At 74.1% G+C, this 17,286-nt stretch carries 16 protein-coding genes; 4 read left to right on the top strand and 12 right to left on the bottom strand.

Annotated features, from left to right (window positions below; translation table 11 throughout):
* Positions 1 to 247 precede the first annotated feature (247 nt).
* Complete coding sequence (gene katG, locus ACGFXC_RS02850; RefSeq protein ID WP_393708799.1) at positions 248 to 2,479, top strand: catalase/peroxidase HPI; 2,232 nt, start codon at positions 248 to 250, stop codon at positions 2,477 to 2,479.
* A 25-nt stretch (positions 2,480 to 2,504) separates the two neighbouring features.
* On the opposite strand, the gene ACGFXC_RS02845 is transcribed toward katG, so the two are convergent.
* The 4 genes from ACGFXC_RS02845 to ACGFXC_RS02830 all read right to left on the bottom strand — a co-directional run bounded on the left by ACGFXC_RS02845 (position 2,505) and on the right by ACGFXC_RS02830 (position 6,716).
* Complete coding sequence (locus ACGFXC_RS02845) at positions 2,505 to 3,050, bottom strand: DM13 domain-containing protein (protein ID WP_393708797.1); 546 nt, start codon at positions 3,048 to 3,050, stop codon at positions 2,505 to 2,507.
* A 111-nt stretch (positions 3,051 to 3,161) separates the two neighbouring features.
* Positions 3,162 to 3,797, bottom strand: coding sequence for a histidine phosphatase family protein (locus ACGFXC_RS02840; protein WP_393708795.1), 636 nt, complete (start codon positions 3,795 to 3,797; stop codon positions 3,162 to 3,164).
* Between the two features lie 26 nt (positions 3,798 to 3,823).
* A complete protein-coding gene (asnB, locus tag ACGFXC_RS02835) occupies positions 3,824 to 5,596 on the bottom strand; it encodes an asparagine synthase (glutamine-hydrolyzing) (RefSeq protein ID WP_393708793.1) in 1,773 nt (590 codons plus the stop codon).
* Between the two features lie 10 nt (positions 5,597 to 5,606).
* Positions 5,607 to 6,716, bottom strand: a complete 1,110-nt coding sequence (locus ACGFXC_RS02830; protein ID WP_393708791.1) for a hypothetical protein — start codon at positions 6,714 to 6,716, stop codon at positions 5,607 to 5,609.
* Positions 6,717 to 6,874: 158 nt separating this feature from the next.
* Between ACGFXC_RS02830 and ACGFXC_RS02825 the strand changes: the two genes are divergently transcribed.
* On the top strand, positions 6,875 to 7,372 hold the full coding sequence (locus ACGFXC_RS02825; RefSeq protein WP_393708789.1) for an NUDIX domain-containing protein: 498 nt from the start codon (positions 6,875 to 6,877) through the stop codon (positions 7,370 to 7,372).
* Positions 7,373 to 7,421: 49 nt separating this feature from the next.
* Here the strand turns inward: ACGFXC_RS02825 and ACGFXC_RS02820 are convergent, their stop codons facing one another.
* Together ACGFXC_RS02820 and ACGFXC_RS02815 are read right to left on the bottom strand one after the other, a co-directional pair.
* On the bottom strand, positions 7,422 to 8,453 hold the full coding sequence (locus ACGFXC_RS02820) for a hypothetical protein (RefSeq protein WP_393708787.1): 1,032 nt from the start codon (positions 8,451 to 8,453) through the stop codon (positions 7,422 to 7,424).
* A 155-nt stretch (positions 8,454 to 8,608) separates the two neighbouring features.
* Complete coding sequence (locus ACGFXC_RS02815) at positions 8,609 to 9,352, bottom strand: SDR family NAD(P)-dependent oxidoreductase (RefSeq protein ID WP_393708785.1); 744 nt, start codon at positions 9,350 to 9,352, stop codon at positions 8,609 to 8,611.
* Positions 9,353 to 9,532: 180 nt separating this feature from the next.
* On the opposite strand from ACGFXC_RS02815, the gene ACGFXC_RS02810 reads away from it, so the two are divergent.
* Positions 9,533 to 10,120 carry a hypothetical protein gene (locus ACGFXC_RS02810; RefSeq protein WP_393708783.1) on the top strand — a complete coding sequence of 196 codons (588 nt, stop codon included), beginning with the start codon at positions 9,533 to 9,535 and terminating at the stop codon, positions 10,118 to 10,120.
* 62 nt (positions 10,121 to 10,182) lie between these two features.
* A complete protein-coding gene (locus tag ACGFXC_RS02805) occupies positions 10,183 to 11,142 on the top strand; it encodes a phosphotransferase (RefSeq protein WP_393708781.1) in 960 nt (319 codons plus the stop codon).
* A gap of 6 nt (positions 11,143 to 11,148) precedes the next feature.
* Here the strand turns inward: ACGFXC_RS02805 and ACGFXC_RS02800 are convergent, their stop codons facing one another.
* From ACGFXC_RS02800 to ACGFXC_RS02775, 6 genes are all read right to left on the bottom strand, one after another.
* The gene (locus ACGFXC_RS02800; RefSeq protein WP_393708779.1) at positions 11,149 to 12,291 is read right to left on the bottom strand and encodes a hypothetical protein; all 1,143 of its coding nucleotides are present in this window, start codon (positions 12,289 to 12,291) and stop codon (positions 11,149 to 11,151) included.
* 63 nt (positions 12,292 to 12,354) lie between these two features.
* Positions 12,355 to 13,164: a histidinol-phosphatase gene (locus ACGFXC_RS02795; protein ID WP_393708778.1), complete on the bottom strand. Its 810-nt coding sequence runs from the start codon at positions 13,162 to 13,164 to the stop codon at positions 12,355 to 12,357.
* Between the two features lie 4 nt (positions 13,165 to 13,168).
* The gene (locus tag ACGFXC_RS02790; protein WP_393708776.1) at positions 13,169 to 13,957 is read right to left on the bottom strand and encodes an SDR family NAD(P)-dependent oxidoreductase; all 789 of its coding nucleotides are present in this window, start codon (positions 13,955 to 13,957) and stop codon (positions 13,169 to 13,171) included.
* Positions 13,954 to 14,985 (bottom strand): hypothetical protein, encoded by a 1,032-nt coding sequence (locus ACGFXC_RS02785; protein ID WP_393708775.1) that lies wholly within the window; start codon positions 14,983 to 14,985, stop codon positions 13,954 to 13,956. Before ACGFXC_RS02785 ends, ACGFXC_RS02790 begins: the two co-directional genes overlap by 4 nt.
* The gene (locus tag ACGFXC_RS02780) at positions 14,982 to 16,172 is read right to left on the bottom strand and encodes a methionine adenosyltransferase (RefSeq protein ID WP_393708773.1); all 1,191 of its coding nucleotides are present in this window, start codon (positions 16,170 to 16,172) and stop codon (positions 14,982 to 14,984) included. The genes ACGFXC_RS02785 and ACGFXC_RS02780 overlap by 4 nt, the downstream gene beginning before the upstream one ends.
* Positions 16,173 to 16,203: 31 nt before the next feature.
* Positions 16,204 to 17,271, bottom strand: a complete 1,068-nt coding sequence (locus tag ACGFXC_RS02775) for a hypothetical protein (protein ID WP_393708771.1) — start codon at positions 17,269 to 17,271, stop codon at positions 16,204 to 16,206.
* Positions 17,272 to 17,286: the final 15 nt, after the last annotated feature.

Raw genomic sequence — 17,286 nt, 5'->3', positions numbered from 1 at the left:
ACGGAGCTTACCGGCCCGCGTCCAGAATCCGAGGGGACAGGAACTTGGTCTCCATCTTGACTTGGATTCTGTCCATCGTAGGATCGGTTTCCTGGATAGCCAAGAGACAGGAAGCCTCCGGAGCGGCAGGAGACGGAGTCGAGACGACCCGCCACCGTTCCGGAGAGCCCCGCTGCCCGACCCCTCCCTTTACACCCGCACGCAGTTCCTGAGCGTTGTGTGATCCACCAGGTCCGGAAGGATTCCCATGTCTGAGAACCATGATGCAATCGTCGTAGACGCCAAATCGGAGGGTGGGGGCGGCTGCCCGGTCGCACACGAGCGCGCCCCGCACCCGACCCAGGGCGGCGGCAACCGTCAGTGGTGGCCCGAGCGGCTGAACCTGAAGATCCTTGCGAAGAACCCCGCCGTGGCCAACCCGCTCGGCGAGGCGTTCGACTACGCGGCGGCCTTCCAGAGCCTGGACCTGCCCGCCGTGAAGCAGGACATCGCCGAGGTGCTGACCACCTCGCAGGACTGGTGGCCCGCCGACTTCGGCCACTACGGCCCGTTCATGGTCCGCATGGCGTGGCACAGCGCCGGCACCTACCGCATCAGCGACGGCCGCGGCGGCGCCGGGGCCGGGCAGCAGCGCTTCGCGCCCCTCAACAGCTGGCCGGACAACGGCAACCTGGACAAGGCCCGCCGCCTGCTGTGGCCCGTCAAGAAGAAGTACGGCCAGAGCCTGTCCTGGGCCGACCTGATGATCCTCACCGGCAACGTCGCCCTGGAGCAGATGGGCTTCGAGACCTTCGGCTTCGCCGGCGGCCGCGCCGACGTGTGGGAGCCCGACGAGGACGTCTACTGGGGTCCCGAGACCACCTGGCTCGACGACGAGCGCTACAGCGGCGACCGCGAGCTGGAGAACCCGCTCGGCGCGGTCCAGATGGGCCTCATCTACGTCAACCCGGAAGGCCCCAACGGCAACCCGGACCCGATCGCGGCGGCCCGCGACATCCGTGAGACCTTCCGCCGGATGGCGATGAACGACGAGGAGACCGTCGCCCTGATCGCGGGCGGCCACACCTTCGGCAAGACCCACGGCGCGGGCCCGGCGGACAGCGTCGGCAACGACCCCGAGGCCGCCTCGATCGAGCAGCAGGGCCTGGGCTGGAAGAACTCCTTCGGCACCGGCAAGGGCGCTGACGCGATCACCAGTGGTCTGGAGGGGATCTGGACGGACACCCCGATCACCTGGGACAACAGCTTCTTCGACATCCTCTTCGGCTACGAGTGGGAGCTCTTCCAGAGCCCGGCCGGCGCCAACCAGTGGCGGCCGAAGGACGGCGCCGGCGCCGGCACCGTGCCCGACGCCCACGACCCGGCGAAGAAGCACGCGCCGACCATGCTGACGACGGACCTCTCGCTGCGCTTCGACCCGGCGTACGAGCAGATCTCGCGGCGCTTCCACGAGAACCCGGCGGACTTCGCCGACGCCTTCGCGCGCGCCTGGTTCAAGCTGACCCACCGCGACATGGGACCGGCCGTGCGCTACCTCGGCTCCGAGGTGCCCGCCGAGACCCTGCTGTGGCAGGACCCGCTGCCGGAGCTGACGCACGAGCCGGTCGACGCCGCCGACGTCGCCGCCCTCAAGGAGCAGGTGCTGGCCTCCGACCTGTCGGTGTCCCAGCTGGTCTCCGCCGCCTGGGCCTCCGCGGCCTCCTTCCGCGGCAGCGACAAGCGCGGCGGCGCCAACGGCGCGCGCGTGCGCCTGCAGCCGCAGAGCGGCTGGGAGGTCAACGAGCCCGACCAGCTCGCGCAGGTGCTGCGGACCCTGGGCGGCATCCAGGAGTCCTTCAACTCCGCCCAGAGCGGCGAGAAGCGGATCTCGCTCGCCGACCTGATCGTGCTGGCCGGCGGCGCCGCCGTGGAGCAGGCCGCGAAGGACGCGGGCTCCCCCGTCACGGTCCCGTTCGCCCCGGGCCGCGTGGACGCCGCGCAGGAGCAGACCGACGTGGAGTCCTTCGCCGCGCTGGAGCCCGCCGCCGACGGCTTCCGCAACTACCTCGGCAAGGGCAGCCGGCTGCCCGCCGAGTACCTGCTCGTCGACCGGGCCAACCTGCTGAACCTGAGCGCGCCCGAGCTGACCGTCCTCGTCGGCGGCCTGCGCGTGCTGGGCGCCAACCACCAGCAGTCCCGGCACGGCGTGCTGACCACGGCGCCCGGCACCCTGACGAACGACTTCTTCGTCAACCTGCTCGACCTGGGCACCACGTGGTCGGCCGCCGCCGGGGACCAGAACACCTTCGAGGGCCGCGACGCCGCCACCGGCGAGGTCAAGTGGACCGGCACCCGTGCCGACCTCGTCTTCGGCTCGAACTCCGAGCTGCGCGCGCTCGCCGAGGTCTACGCCTCCGACGACGCGAAGGAGAAGTTCGTCAAGGACTTCGTCGCCGCGTGGGACAAGGTCATGAACCTGGACCGGTTCGACCTCGTCTGACCGTGACGCCCCCTGACCGCCGTGGTCACACGGCGGTCAGGGGCGCCGCGCCGAAGGAGACGTCGAAGCGGTCGCACCAGATCGTGACGCTGCGGTACCCGGCGGGGTCCACGCCCGCCGGCAGGGCGTAGTTCTGGTCGCCCTTGTTCCCCTTGAGCTTGCCGAGGCTGAGGTGCTCGCCGTCGTCGAAGACGCGCCAGCCCGCCACGCCCTCCTTCACCGGCGCGTCCGTGAGCCAGACCCGCAGGTCCGGGCCGCTGCTGGTGTCCAGGCCCTCCAGGCGCAGGGTGTGGCTGCCGTCGGGGAGCCGGATCACCTTGGCCGTGCCCGTCGTGGTGTGCTCGTGGCTGATCAGCGCGCCCTCGGCGACGGTACGGGGACCGGCGGCCGCGGACGGCGGGCCCGCCGGGGAGACCGGGGCGGCCGCGGCGGAGGGCAGGGCCTCGCGGACGGTGTCGTCCGCCCACAGCTTCCACGGCTGGAACCAGTACAGTCCGGCGCCCAGCGCCGCCGTCGCCGCGACGGCCGCCCCCGCCGCCACCGGTCCCCTGCCGCGCTTCTTCGTACCCACTGCCGCCGCCCTTCCCCGTCGTCCGTATGCCCCGCCATTCAACGGGGCCGCGTCCCCCGTGACCAGGCACGCCGCGATGACGGAAGTCTTACGGAGCCGGGCGGACCGGCGTCAGGCGGGGCCGTCGAGGTGGCCGGTGTCGCCGAGGCGGACGACCTGGCGGTTGTGGAAGAAATCGTCCTCGCGCAGCGTGGTGATGCTGCCCGAGGGCGCGCGGAAGTTGACGTAGCCCAGCGACTCGGCGGGCATGCCGATCCAGGCGGCCACGACGAAGGTCAGCGCGTAGCCGTGGGTCACCACGATCTGGTGTTCGCGGGGGCGGTCCAGGAGTTCGTCCATGACCGCGTAGACCCGGCGGGCGAAGTCGGCCTTGGTCTCGGCTCCCTCGATCCCCTCCCGGTGCTCCATCCGGTCGCCCACGGCGGGCGGCGGCAGGAAGCGTTCGTCCAGCCAGGCCTGCTGCCTGCCCTCGGCCTCGCCGTAGGACTTCTCGCGCAGCCGCTCGTCCAGGACGGGCTTCACGTCGAACAGGGCGCCCACCTCCTCGGCGGTGCGCCGGGTCCGCAGCAGGTCCGAGGAGATCAGCTCCACCTGCGCCCCCTCGGGGACGGCGGCGCGCAGCGCCCGGGCGATGGCGGCGGCCTCGCGCAGGCCCGTGGGGGTGAGGTCGGAGTCGTGCCACCCCCCGACCAGCCCCTCGACATGGTGGGTGGCTTCCGGGTGGGTGACGACGTGGAGGGTGCGCACGGGGGACGCCTTTCCGGTGGGACGGGTCAGGGGAGGGAGAGTTCCAGGACCATCAGACCCCACAGCAGGCGGGCGTGGTCGCGGCCGCGCCCGTGCTCGGTGAGGACGGCCCGCACGGCCGCCGCGTCCAGGAACCCGGCGGCGCACAGGCGGGGCCGGGCCAGGGTGGCGGCGGCGAAGTCCCACAGTGCGGTGCCGGGTGCCATGAAGGCCCGTACGGGGAAGGTGAACGGCTGCTTGTCTCGGGTGCGGACGGCCTCGGGCACCAGGGGCGCTCCGGCGTCCCACAGGATCCGCTTGCGGCGCGGGCCGTCGACCTTCCAGGCGTCCCGGGTGCGCCGCGCGAAGCGGGTGACGGCGGGCTGGCAGTAGGGCACCCGGCCCTCGACGGCGTGCGCCATGGCGAGGTGGTCGAGCTTGCGCAGGTTGAGCCCGGGCAGCTTGTGCAGCCGGTCGAAGGCGAGGACCTGTTCCAGCCGCGAGGGGGCAGGCCGCTCCAGCAGTTCCAGGGACCGCTGCCGGCTGCTCCCCCGCGCGTCGAGCAGGGCCCGGTACTCGGGGGTGTACAGGCCCCGGTACTCGGCTTCGGGGACCAGCGAGAGCCGGTCGAGGTAGCGCCGGCGCCAGGCGCCGTCGGTGGCGGCGAGAGCGGTGGTGTAGCGGCGGTAGCCGCCGAACTGCTCGTCGGCGCCGTCGCCGGTGAAGCAGACCCGCAGGCCGCGGCCGGCGATCCGCCGGAACAGGACGTAGGCGCTGAGGGCGTGCGGGGTGGCGTTGGGCGCGCCGAGCGCGCGCACCATCTCGGGTACCAGGGTGGGGAGTTCGGCCTCCCGGATCTCGACCACGTCGAGCGGGATGCCGGCGTGGGCGGCGGCGCGGCGGGCGTAGTGCTCCTCGTCGGAGTCGTGGCGTCCCTCGTGGGTGACGTGGAAGCCGGTGACGTCGGGGCGCAGCCGGCCCAGGAGGGTGGCGAGGACGGCGGAGTCGAGCCCGCCCGAGACCTGTACGGCGACGGGGGCTTCCTGGAGGGTCATCCGGGCGACCTCGCCGGCCAGCAGGGCGGTCAGCCGGGCCGGGCCGTGTTCCGCGTCCGCGGCTCCCGGGTCCACGGCGTACGCGTCCGCCTCGCGCGGGTCCGGGTCGCCGGGCAGCGCGCGCCGGGCGGCGCGGCCGTCGTGGACCAGGTGTTCGCCGGGGCGCAGTGAGGACACTCCGGCGTACCAGGAGGAACCGTCGGGCAGGCACTGCCAGTTCATGTAGTGGTCGACGGCGAGTTCGTCGACGGCCGGGGGGCGGCGCAGCAGCGGGGCGAGCCCGGAGAGTTCCGAGGAGAAGGCGACGCCGCGGTCGGTGGCGGCGTAGTAGAGGCTCTTGACGGCGAGCGGGTCGCACCAGAGCCCCAGCCGGGGCGGTCCGGTGCGCCGGTCGACGAGGGCGATGGCGTACATGCCTTCGAGGCGGTCCACGAAGCGGTCGCCGTGGAGTTCGTAGTAGGGGACGAGGACGGAGCCGTCGCTGTCCCCCTCGACGTGGACGCCGTGCCGGGCGAGTTCCTCCCTGATGGCGCGGAAGTTGTAGATCTCCCCGTTGAAGACGGCGTGGACGGTGGCGTCGGCGTTGGTGAACGGCTGGCGGCCGTGGTCCGGGTCCTGGATGGAGAGCCGGTTGCAGCCGAGGCCCCAGTGCTCGCCCCGGACGTGGCGCTGCTGGTCGGGGCCGCCCGGGAGCTGGGCGTCCCGGGCGGCGTCGAGGGCGTCCACGCCGAGGTCGAGCCCGAAGTAGCCGTAGATGCGGCACACGTGGGACTCCTCAGTGCGATGGGGTGTTCTCGCCGGCGGGCGCCGTGCGGGCGGCGGCCCACTGGCGCAGCGGAAGTCCGTGCGCGGCTTCGGCCCGCTTCTCCAGGGCGGTGAGCAGCTCGCGCAGCGTGGGTACGTCGTCGGTGGCCTCGCGGGCACGGAAGGCGTACTCGTTGGAGATCTCCGCGTTCCAGCTCATCGTCCGGTGGAGTTCGCCGCCGAGCACTCCGAGGAACTCCTCGCGCCCCACGAAGGCCTCGGCGCCGTCGCGGGCGGCGCGGATCGCGGCGAAGGCGAGGTCGATGAGGTCGAGCCATTCCAGCACGGTGGCGCCGACGGCGTCGGGCGAGGCCGGTCCCAGGGTGCTCAGCCGCCGGTAGCGGTCGGCGAGCGCGGTGAGCGGTTCGGGGAGCCGGGAGAGGAACCTCGGCAGGTACTTGGGGTTGCGGTTGGTGTTGCCGTGGACGTGCGTGAGCCCCCGGAAGGTGTCGGCGCCGAGTTTGCGGGCGGCGCCCAGCGCGCACGCGTGGTCGCCCTGGGCCCACATGCCCGCCAGGTCGCGGAAGTCGGGGTAGCTGCCGACGGCGGTGCGGAAGGCGGTGTAGCAGACCTCGCCCGGGCGCAGGCCGGCGGTGATCTCCTCGTACGCGGCCGGGTTGGTCAGCGGGACGCCGTACGTCAGCCGGGACAGCAGCCGGAAGTCGACGGCGGAGGCGGCGAAGGCGGAGGACTTGCGGGCGCGTCCGCGCAGGTGGGCGTAGAGGCGGCCGTGCGCGGCGAGCATGTCGGTGATCTCGGGCGCGGTCCAGTACTCGACGTCGACGCCGAGCAAACTGTGCGGGAGGTAGTCGAAGCTCGCCCGCACCCGGTCGCCGCTGGTGTAGTACCGCATGTGCTGATCGCGGGGGAAGGTGTCCCGGTGGAACCGCTCGTCCCGCGCGGGGGCGATGACGGAGAAGTCGAAGTCGGACGACGGGGTGCCCGAGCCGTCGACGAGCGAGCCCGACAGCATCAGGACGTCCGCGTCGGTCAGGTGGATCTTCTCCAGCACCTCGGCCTCGTCGAAGCCGTCCATGCCGTGGACGGCGGAGATGTGCGTACGGAAGGAAGGCAGGACCACGGGTCCCCTCTCGATGGGCGGGTCGGGGTGGGGTGGTGGGCGCGGCTCACCGTAGAAGAGGGGTGATCGGGGGATCAAGGCCGCGATTCCGGCCGCTGCGCGGGCGCGTGGTGTCCGGATATGACTCCTGTATCGCCATCCGTGGGTACCGTGGCCCGATGACCGAGGTGAACCTCCGGCATGCGGTGCGCGCGCTCGTCCTGGACCCGGCCGACCGCCTGCTGCTCTGCCGTTTCGTGCTCCCGGGCCCCGCCGGGCCGTTCGTGGTGTGGGCCGCCCCCGGGGGCGGTGTCGAGCCGGGTGAGACCCTCCTGGGCGCCCTGGCACGGGAGTTGGACGAGGAGGTGGGCCTGGCCGTCACCGGCGCGCCGCCGCACGTCTGGCACCAGGAGATCCTCGATCCCGGGATCAGCCGCGGGCACGACGGGGTCGTCAACGACTACTTCCTGGTCCGGACCGGGCCGTTCGCCCCGCGCGGACGGCTGGACGACGCGGCCCTGGCCGCCGAGAACATGCACGGTCTGCGCTGGTGGCCGCTGCGGGAGGTGGTGGAGTACGAAGGCCCGGACCTCTTCTCGCCGCGCGACCTGGCGACCCCGCTGACGGCGCTGCTCCGCGACGGGGTTCCGCGGCGGCCCGTGCGCCTCGGCCTCTGAGCGGGACCGGGGCGGAGGCCGGGGCCGGGTCCCGGCCCGGGCCGGGACGTCACGGCGTCGCGATGCGGGCGTGGAGGTGGCGGGCGAGCCGGTCGACCTGGCGGCGGACGTCCCGGAACTCGTAGCGGAAGCGGAAGGTCGGCAGTGCGGTCAGGGCGTGCCGGGTGCGGTCCAGCCGGTCGGGGTCGGGCTCGTGGCCGAAGATGTTGAGGTGCTTGTTGGGCAGCGCGAGGACGTGCCGGTCGAGCAGCGCGGCCCGGTCGGCGGCCGCCACGGGGGCGAGGTCTGCCTCCGACGGGTCGTCCGCCAGGCTCAGGTGGACGATCACGTCGACGCGGGCCGAACTGCCGATCCCGCTTCCCAGCAGGTCCGCGTACTCCCAGGGGTAGATCAGGGCGGTCCCGTGCCGCTCCACACCCGCGTCGCGCAGGCTGAGCAGGGTCTCGTTGGCCGGATGGGTCAGCGAGTCCCGCACGGCCCGGGCGCGCCGCGCGCCGAACAGCAGGTCGAGCGTGTCGAGGCGGACGGAGACGGACCGGGGCCAGCCCGCGCCGGTCACCGTGCCGTCCCGGTCCGCGGTCAGGCTGACGTCGTCGTTGCAGACCATGACGCCCGCGCCGCCGAGGACGGCGGCCATGACGAACGAGGTCTTCCCGGCCCGGCTCCCGCCGACCACGGCGACGCCCAGGCCGCCGAGCCGGACCAGGCCGGCGTGCAGGAACAGGACCCCCTGACGGCTCGCCGCGCAGCGGTGGATGGCGCGCGTGGCGCGCAGCAGCGACTGGGTGACCCACGCCTCCCCGCGGGGGGCGAGGTGGTACAGCTCCTTGCGCGGATGGTCGACGGCGTAGTCCACGGCGCTCTCGCCCTGGGCGGCGACCGATTCCGCGACGGCTTCCCCCGGGGGCGCCCCGTCCGCGATGGTCCGCCACACGCCGGGCTCCCGGGGGCCGGGGGCGAGGGTCAGGTAGGGGGCGGCGAGGCGGTCGATGTGCTCGGCGACGGGGCGCGGGCAGCTGAGGCCGGTACGGGCGAAGGGGGAACGGACGACGTAGTGGTGCGTGGCGGCGGGAGCGGTCATCTCGGTGCATCACCCCGGGGTGTGGGTCCGCGCGCGGACGGGCGGCGTCGGCGTGGTGGCTCGGCGTGGTGGCTCGGCGTGGTGGCGGCGAACCGCGTGGGGGTGGTTCCCCCCGGTACCGTCCGGTCCGGCCAGGTGATATGTCCGCCGCGAGCCTAGGTCGGCGGGTCGGTCGGTGACAAGGGCGCCTCGGGCGGCGCGGGCCCGTCCCCGACCCAGGGTCCGCGGGTGTCCCAGCCCAGTTCCCGCAGGCCCCGGAAGAAGCGGCCGTTGGAGTCCCCGGCGGGCGCGCCGAGCAGCCGGACCAGGTCGGCGGCGGCCGGGGCGGGTTCGTGCGGGGCGGCCGACGTGCCCATGCCCGTACGGATCCAGCCGGGGCAGTAGGAGAAGGCCGACAGGTCCCCCGGTCCCGCCGCGAAGTGCCGGGCCACGGCGAGGACCAGGGAGTTGGCCGCCAGCTTCGAGGAGCGGTAGGCGAAGGAGGCCCCGTCGGCGTCCTGGAGCCGTCCCATGCCGGAGGACACGCAGACGATCCGCCCGGCGCCCCGCGCCCGCATCTGCGGCGCGTACCGCAGGACCAGCCGGGCCGCGCCGAAGAGGTTGACCTCGAAGGTGTCGCGCAGGTCGTCGTGGGAGAGCGCGAAGAGGTCGCCGTAGCCCCGGCGCGGGTCGTCCAGGTACACGCCGGCGTTGTTGACGAGGACGTCGACGTCCTCGGCGGCGAACAGGTCCCGCGGGAGCGGCTCGCGCAGGTCCACCGGCCGGTAGTCGTCGAGCGCGTCGTGTCCGCCGGCCGCGGCCAGGCCCACGCCCAGCACGCGGTACCCGCCGGCCTTGAGCGCGCGGCACAGGTGGGCGCCCAGGCCGCGGGAGACACCGGTCACGAGCGCGGTCGGCATGCGGGCGACAGTATCCGCGCCGGCGGGATCTGTCTGCGGTCGCAATCCGGCCGTCCGCCCCGGCGGGCGCGCTGCGGCCCCTAGGATCGGAGGCGGACGGGCCCCCCGGCCGGGTCGGCGGCGGGGCGCGGCGGCCGGGCGCGCACGGGTGCGCCCGGGCACGACGAGGGGAGACCGTACATGCGCCGGCGCCGCCTGCTGGTCACCGGGCCGAGCGGTACGGGGACCACCACCCTGGGCCGTGCGCTGGCCTCCCGCTGGGCCGTCCCGCACGCGGACGTGGACGATTACCTGTGGCTGCCGACCTCCCCGCCCTACACCCACAAGCGCCCCGCCGGGGAACGGCTGGCGCTGATGGAGGCCCTGTTCGTGCCGCGTGACGCGTGGGTCCTGTCGGGCTCGCTGCGGGGCTGGGGCGACGGGGTCATCGCGCGCGTCGACGCGGTCGTGTACCTGTCCCTGGAAGGGGACCGCCGCATGGACCGGCTGATGCGCCGCGAGGTGGTCCGGTACGGGGACACGATCGCGCGGGGCGGCCTGCTGGAGGGCGCGCACCGGGAGTTCCTGGACTGGGCGCGGGGCTGGGACGAGAGCGCGGTCACCGGCCGGAGCCGGGACGTGGACGACCGCTGGCTGGCCGAGCGGCCGTGCCCGGTGCTGCGGCTGGACAGCTCCGAGCCGGTGTCCCGGATGGCGGCCGCGGTCGACGCGTGGTGCGACGCCGGGTACCGGGACGCGGCCGGGAGCGGGGACGGCGGCGCGGCGTGAGCGCGCCGGGCGGCGGCCCGGGATCCGGCGCGGCGACCGGGGGGCCGGGCGTCGCACGGGTGATGGAGCTCATCGCGGACGGGCGCGCCGGGGCCCTGGAGGGGCGGGGCGTCAACGCCTCGTACCGGCTCGCCGACGGGGACCGGGAGCTGTCGGTGAAGGTGCACTGCCCGGAGCGCTCCCGGGCCGTGGAACTGCGCCGCGTCAGCGCCGTGGACGCGGCGCTGCGCGGCTGCTCCTGGTACCCGCCGGTGCTGGACCTCGGGCTGCACCCGGGCGGCCGGCCGCGGCTGGTGGTGGTCCGGCCGTTCGTGCCCGGGGCGGCCTCCGAAGACGCGCGGGAGCACGCCGCCGCGCTGGCCGGGGTCCTCGCCGAGCTGGCGGGGCGGGCGGCCGGGCGCGCCGTCGCGGAGGACACCGTGGGGGACTACGCGTCGGCGTGGCTGGCCGACGGGGAACGGGAACGGGCCCTCGCCGCCCCCTTCCTGACCGGACGGTGGGCGCCCCTGGCCCGGACCGCGGAGCTCCGGCTGGGCGAACTGCTGGCGGGGGCCGCCCGGTTGACGCGTACGGACGCGGTGGTGGTCCACCACGGCGATCTGCACGGCCGCAACCTGATCCGCGGCGCCGGCACGCGCGGCCCGCTGACCGTCATCGACTGGGACGAGGCGGGCTTCTCCCGCCGCCCGGCCGACGCGGCCAAGGCGCTGTGGCTCACCTGCCGCGCCGGGCGGGGCGACTTCGTGCTCGATCCGGCCGCCGTGCGGGCCTTCCTGGAGCAGCTGCGCACCGGGCCGGGCCTGCCGTGCTCCGGCGCGGCGGACCTGGCCCGGCTGGGCGCCCTGTGGTTCCTCCCGCGCGAGGAGCACCTGCGGCTGCTGGGCGAGCGCGGCCCGGACCTGGTGCCGTGGTACCTCGACTGGGTGGCGCGGTTCTGGGCGCGCTTCCCCGGCAACCTGGAACGGGTGGCCCGGGTGGCGGCGGCCCTGCCGTCCGGCCGCCGCCCCCGCCCCGCGCGCTGAGCGGCGTCACCTCCGCGCGGCGGCCCGCAATCCCCGCGCCAGCCGCGCCACGTCGGCCGCGCCGCCCAGGGTGCAGCGCAGGACGGGCAGCTTCGCGAGGTGTGCCAGGAAGTCGTCCAGCGACGGGGGCGGGCCGGGGTGCCGGACGGGTACCTCCAGCCAGTCCTCGCCGTAGAGGTTGTCGTCGAGCGAGAAGCAGTTGCGGCCGATCACCTCGGCCGTGTGGCCGGGGTCCGCCGGTTCCAGGGAGAAGCCCGCCGTGAGGTCGACGCGCGGCAGGACGACACCGGCGAGCGGGGCCGCGGGCACCACGTCCACGCCGAGGTGGCGGTGCACCTCGCGGGAGCTCAGCTTCAGCTTCTCCTCGCCCTGGAAGCGGTCCCAGTCCGAGTCCGGCGGCGGGAACCCGGCCCGTACGGACCAGTCCTCGAAGCCGGTGACGCCCATGACGTCGAGGGAGCCCTTGTTGATGGCGAGCGGCAGCGGGCAGGCCGTCACCTGGTACGCGCCCTCGCGCCGGTCCAGGTGCATGCGGTCGTTGCCCATCCAGCCGGCCGAGGGGAGCAGGCGGGCGAGCGCGACGGCGGTGGTGGACTTGCCCGCTCCGGAGTCGCCGACGACCAGGTGGGCGCCGCCCTCGTGGACGAACGCCGAGGAGTGCAGGACGAGGGAGCCCTCGGCCTTGGCGATGCGGGTGGCCACGTCGCGGATGATGCGGGTGAGCCACCGGTCGCCCAGGTTCGAGGGGGGCCGCACGATGGTGACGCGGCCCTCGGTGCGCACCAGTGCCGCCGTCTCGTCGGCGTTCACGTCGCGCAGGGTGAAGACGGTGTGGGTGGCGGCGGTGTACCGGGGCAGCCGGTAGCCGCGGGTGAGTTCGTACTCCCCCCGGACGGCGGCCGTGGCGCTCTCGCCCAGCAGTGCGTCGATCTCGGCGGGCTCGCGCGCGAGGTCGACGACGGTGAGGTCCGGGCCGGGTTCGTACGGGGAGTCGAGGACGCCCAGCATGCCCTGGGGGGAGAAGGTCTCCGAGACCAGGCCGTCGGCGCCGGGCGAATCGGTGACGATCTTCAGGGGGTGGCCGCGGACTCGCAGGAAGCGGGTGGTCGCGGCGACGGGGTCGTGGGCGGCGAGGGCGAGGGCCTGCATGCGGGCTCCAGGGAACGGTCGGGGGTGCGCGGTCGGGGGTGCGGGCGGAGGGCGGCGGGTCGGTCACGCCAGGGGCAGGGTGCGCGGGATCCCCCGGCGGAACACCGTCCAGGTGCGGAAGCCGATGGCGCGCAGCACCTCGACGGCCTCCTCGTACTGGTCGGCGACGCGTTCGGGGACGTGCGCGTCGGAGCCGAAGGTGATCGGCACCCCGAAGTGGTGTGCCCGTTCCAGCACTTCCGGCTCGGGGTACCAGCCGCCGCACTTCTTGGTGACGCCGGAGGTGTTGAGCTCCATCACGACCCCGTGGTCCCGGATCGCGCGGAGCATCTCGTCGGTGGCGGCGGGCGCGGGTACGGCGCCCAGGACGGGGTGGTTGCCCTTGAGGGCGTCCACGTGACCCATGACGTGGAAGATCCCGGACCGCGCCGAGGCGGCCACCTGGCGGAAGAACCGCGCCTTGACGAGCGGCAGTTCGGCCTCCTCGACGCCCTCCCAGCGGGTGGTGTCGAAGATGTCCCGGCCCTCGAACATGTGGACCGAACCGATGACGTAGTCCAGCGGCAGGCCGCTCAGCGCCCGGCGGTAGGGCTCCGTCGCGCCGGGGAGGTAGTCGGCCTCGGCGGAGACGAGGATCTCGATGCGGCCCTCGAACTCCGCCTTGAGGGCGAGGGCTTCGGCGAGGTAGGCCGGGAACTCCGATTTGGGCATGGCCACCCGGGGCAGCGCCTGGTCCTCCTCCGAGGCGAACATGGGGGCGTGGTCGGACAGGCCCAGGACGTGGACGCCCCGGTCGAGGGCCGCCGTGACGTAGTCCCGCAGGGATCCGGTGGCGTGGCCGCACCGGTCGTGCTGGGTGTGGAGATCGATCACCGTGTCACACCGCCAGATATCCGCCGTCGACCGCGAGGTCGGTGCCCGTGATGAAGCTCGCCTCAGCGGAGAGCAGGAACACGATGGGTGCCGCGACCTCCGCCGGATCGGCGAAGCGCCGCAGCAGGAACTTCCCGCCGTGTTCGGGGGCGGCCTCGGCCGCCGTCCGGTCGAGGCCGAGGGCCTCGCGGTGGTACCGCTCGTTGTTGGCGTTCCACACGGTCCCCGGACTCACCGAGTTGACCCGGATGCCGCGCGGAGCCAGGTCCTGGGCGGCGCAGCGGGTGAAGCCGAGGACGGCCGCCTTGCCGGTGTTGTAGGTGAGGTAGCCGCTCTGCGCGATGTGGGCCGAGATCGACGCCATGTTCACGATGGCGGCGTCGGCGCCGTCCTCGGGCAGTGCGGCGACGAACTCCGCCGTGACCAGGGAGAGTCCGACGATGGTGGGGTCGAGGGCGGCGTGCCACTGCGCGGGCGTCGCCTCCAGCCCCTTGAAGACGAAGCCCGCGGCGAGGTTCACCAGCAGCGTCGCGGGGGGCCAGCCCCCGGGAAGTCCGGCGAAGGCCTGCCGGACGGCGGCCGGGTCGCTGACGTCGCCGACGGCCAGGTGGACCTCGTGGCCCTCTTCGCGCCGGGCCGCGGCGGCGTCGAGGCCGTGGCCCTCGCTCTTGTCGAACACCACGACGCGGCAGCCCTCGGCGCACAGCCGTTCGGTGACCGCCGCGCCGATGCCCTGGGCGCCGCCGGTGACCACCGCGGTGCGTCCGGCGAGCCCGCGTACGGATCCGCTCACGGCCGTTCTCCCTTCCCGGTGAGGGTCCCGGCCCACTGCCGGACCCGGTCGAGGACCTCGTCGCGGCGCAGGCCCTCGGTGGCTCCGTGCGGGGCCAGTGTCCCGCCGCGGTCCCCGGCGAGGTCGGGGTCGGCGGCCAGGTGCCGGACGGCCGCGAGGGGTACCCCGGCGCGGGCCAGGGCCCGGCCCAGCGGCGTGCTGTCGATGCCGTGGCCGTCGGGGGCGGCGAAGTGGCGCCAGGCCTGGAACATGCCCTCCAGGTGGCCGGCCGACAGGTGGACGCCGTTGCGGCCTTCGGAGAGCAGGATGCCGTGCCGCCGGCCTATGCGGTCGGCGAGGGTCCCGCGCAGGGTGGCGGGGTCCGCGGCGTCCGGGTGGAGGGCGCCCAGGAGGTGTTCGCGCAGGTCGGCGATCTCCCGGGAGCTGTGGCATTCGACGAGGGCGGCCAGGGCCCCGGGCTCCGCGTAGCCGCCGGCCAGGGCGGGCAGGAAGCCGTTCAGTACGGCGACGGGGCGCCCGTGCAGCTCCGTCACCGAGGCGTAGGAGCCGGAGCCGAGCTTGTGGATGCCGGCCTTCCGGCAGCGTTCCTCCAGTTCGGGCGGGGTGAGCTCCGGGTCCCTGCTCATGGCGTCCAGGGCGCCGAGCGCCTCTTCGGCCCCGGTGGCGTCCGTGAGCGCGGCCAGTTCCCGCCGGGCCCCCGAGGTCAGGGCGGGGGCCCCGTCGGCGGCGACCCGGTGCAGGCGCGGGTAGTGCAGGTGCAGGTGGCCCCGTACGGCGAAGTCCGCGGCCGGGGTCAGGACGAGGCGCAGGACCCGGACCCCGCCCGCGTCGAGCACCCGCAGGGTCTGCGCGAGGGCGTCGGCCGCGGCGCCGGGGGTGAGCACCTCGGGCTTGACCAGCACGGTGAAGTGGCTGCCGCCGTCGGGTGCGGGACGGGGCGCCGCTCCGGTGTCCTGCCGGCGTCCGGTGGCGTGGGCGGCGGCCACCAGGGTCCGTGCGCCGGGGGCGTTCACCACGGGGTCGTTCACCACAGGGTGATGCCCGTCTCGACGAATTCGGCGGTCAGGTCCCCGGTGGCGGCCACGGCCTTGTCCACCAGCGCGGCGAGGGCGTCCTCGTCGGCGCGCGGGCTGGTCACGACGACCTCGTCGGGACGCTCCAGCGGGGCTTCCTTCGAGGTGAAGACGTGGACCTGGGCGGGGCCCCCGAACTCCTCGTGCACCTGCCGGGCGAGCCGGGCGGCGAGCACGTTGTAGATCTTGCCGGTGTGGTCGAGCGGGTTCTTGCCCGCCGGCGCCTCGATGCTCATGGGCCGCATGGGCGTGATGAGTCCGTTGACCCGGTTGCCGCGGCCCACGACGCCGACGTCCCCGGTGTCGGCGACGGAGCCCAGGGCCGTCAGGTAGGGGCGCCCGTTGCGGTCGGTGGCGTTCATCAGCATCCGGAGGTCGCCGATGCCGAGCCGGCCGACGGCCTCCTCCAGTTCCGCCTGGATGACGGCCTTGCGGGCGAGGTAGTGGTCCATGGAGGTGATGTGGGCCGCCAGGAACGGCATGTTGACGACGAGGCTGAACGCTTCCCCGCGGCGGCTGCCGAACACCTTGACGTCCCAGCCGCTGTCGGGGTGCCGTTCCTTGAACGCGGCCCCGTTGACCAGGCGTTCCAGGCCCAGCACTGCGTTCTCCAGCCGGGACAGCGGGGCGTGGCCGTGCAGCAGGTTGGTGTCGTTGGAGACCAGCCCGGGGGCGCGCAGCGGGACCAGGTCGGCGGTGGTGGCGGGCTGGTAGCGGGAGGCGCCGCGGCCCGAGCCCCGGTGGTCGACGACCCCGGATTCGACGACCAGGTGGCGGCCGGGGTCGAATCCGGTGGTCACCTCGGCGAGCACGTCGGCGGCGGCGCGGAACATCAGCTCCTCCACCGGGATCTCGGCGGAGCCGACCCGGAAGGCCGCCTTGCCGAAGTAGGCGACCCGGTAGGGGGAGGTCAGCTCGCCCCGCCCGTAGTCGATGTCGGCCCCGCCGCCGTACAGGGTCACCTTGTCGAACCAGTGGTGGGCTATCGCCCCGAACTCCCCCAGGCAGTGCAGGGAGTAGTAGCGGGACATGCGCTCCGCGATGGCGTCGCACATGGTGTCGGGGTGTCCCACGCCCTTGCGTTCGACGAGTTCGTACGGGAGGTCTTCGACCGAGAGGGCGTCGCGTTGGATCGACAGCATGGACCGTCCTTCTGCTGGGGTGCGGCGGGGGTCAGGAGGCGAAGCCGAGGAAGGCGGCCCTGGCCTCGGATTCGGGCAGGCCGTGCGGCGGGCTCTTGAAGAGCAGGGCGGTGACGTCGTCGAGGACGCCGCTCAGGCCGCGGTCGGCGGCGGTCTTGCCGACACGGACCGCGTTGGCGATCACGCCCGCGGCGTTGGGGCTGTCCTCCACGGTGAGTTTCAGGTCGATCTCGATGCCGGAGCCGAGGACGGAGGTGGCCTTGATGCTGGCGAAGCACACCTTGGTGTCGGCGAGGTGGCCGATGTGGCCGGTGGGTCCGGCGACCCCGTCGACGTGCGTCATTCCGGCGGCGCGCAGGGCATTGGCCTTGGAGGCGAACTTCCCGGCCGAGCGGCGGGCGTCGGCGAGGTTCAGGAAGTCGGTGTTTCCGCCGATGTTGAGCTGGTAGGTGTCGCCGAGCACCACTCCGCGGCTCAGGAGCAGTTCGATGAGCGCGGTGTGCAGGGTGGTGGCGCCGAAGTGACTGCGCAGGTCGTCGCCGAGGAGGACGACGCCCGCGTCGGCGAACCGGCGGCGCAGTGCGCCGTCCCGGGCGAGTTCCTCGGGGGTGCAGTTGACGACGGCCACCCCGGCGGCGAGGGCGGCGTGGGCGAACATCCGGATGGCGCGGGAGGAGCCGGTGGGCAGGGCGATGACCAGGACGTCGACGTCGTGCTCGACGAGGGCCTTCGCGACGTGTTCCGGGGTGGCGTCGCGGGCCGCGTCGGCGGGCCGTACGACGGCGCCGAGCGGGCCTTCCAGCCCGTCGAGCAGGGGCGCCGCGAGGACCGGGGCGTCCCGGTCGGCGCCGAGGGCGGTGAAGGCGGTCGCGGAGATCGCGGGTGCGGTGAACGCCTCGGCCAGCGGGAGCCCGACCTTCGCCGCGTCCACGTCGAAGGCGGCGACGATGGTGACGTCGGCGAGCCGGTAGCCGCCCACCGTGTGGGACATGAGCCCGGGCAGCCGGGCCTCGGGGTTCGCCTGGGCCAGGGCCGTGAACTGGCTGAAGCTCCAAGCGCAGTTCCCGGCGCCGGCGAGCGCGACACGGATCGGTTCCATGGACAGGGGTTCCTT

Origin of the sequence: Streptomyces sp. NPDC048507 (assembly GCF_043199995.1) — a bacterium.
GTDB lineage: Bacteria > Actinomycetota > Actinomycetes > Streptomycetales > Streptomycetaceae > Streptomyces.
This window is presented reverse-complemented; position numbering and strand designations above follow the sequence as displayed.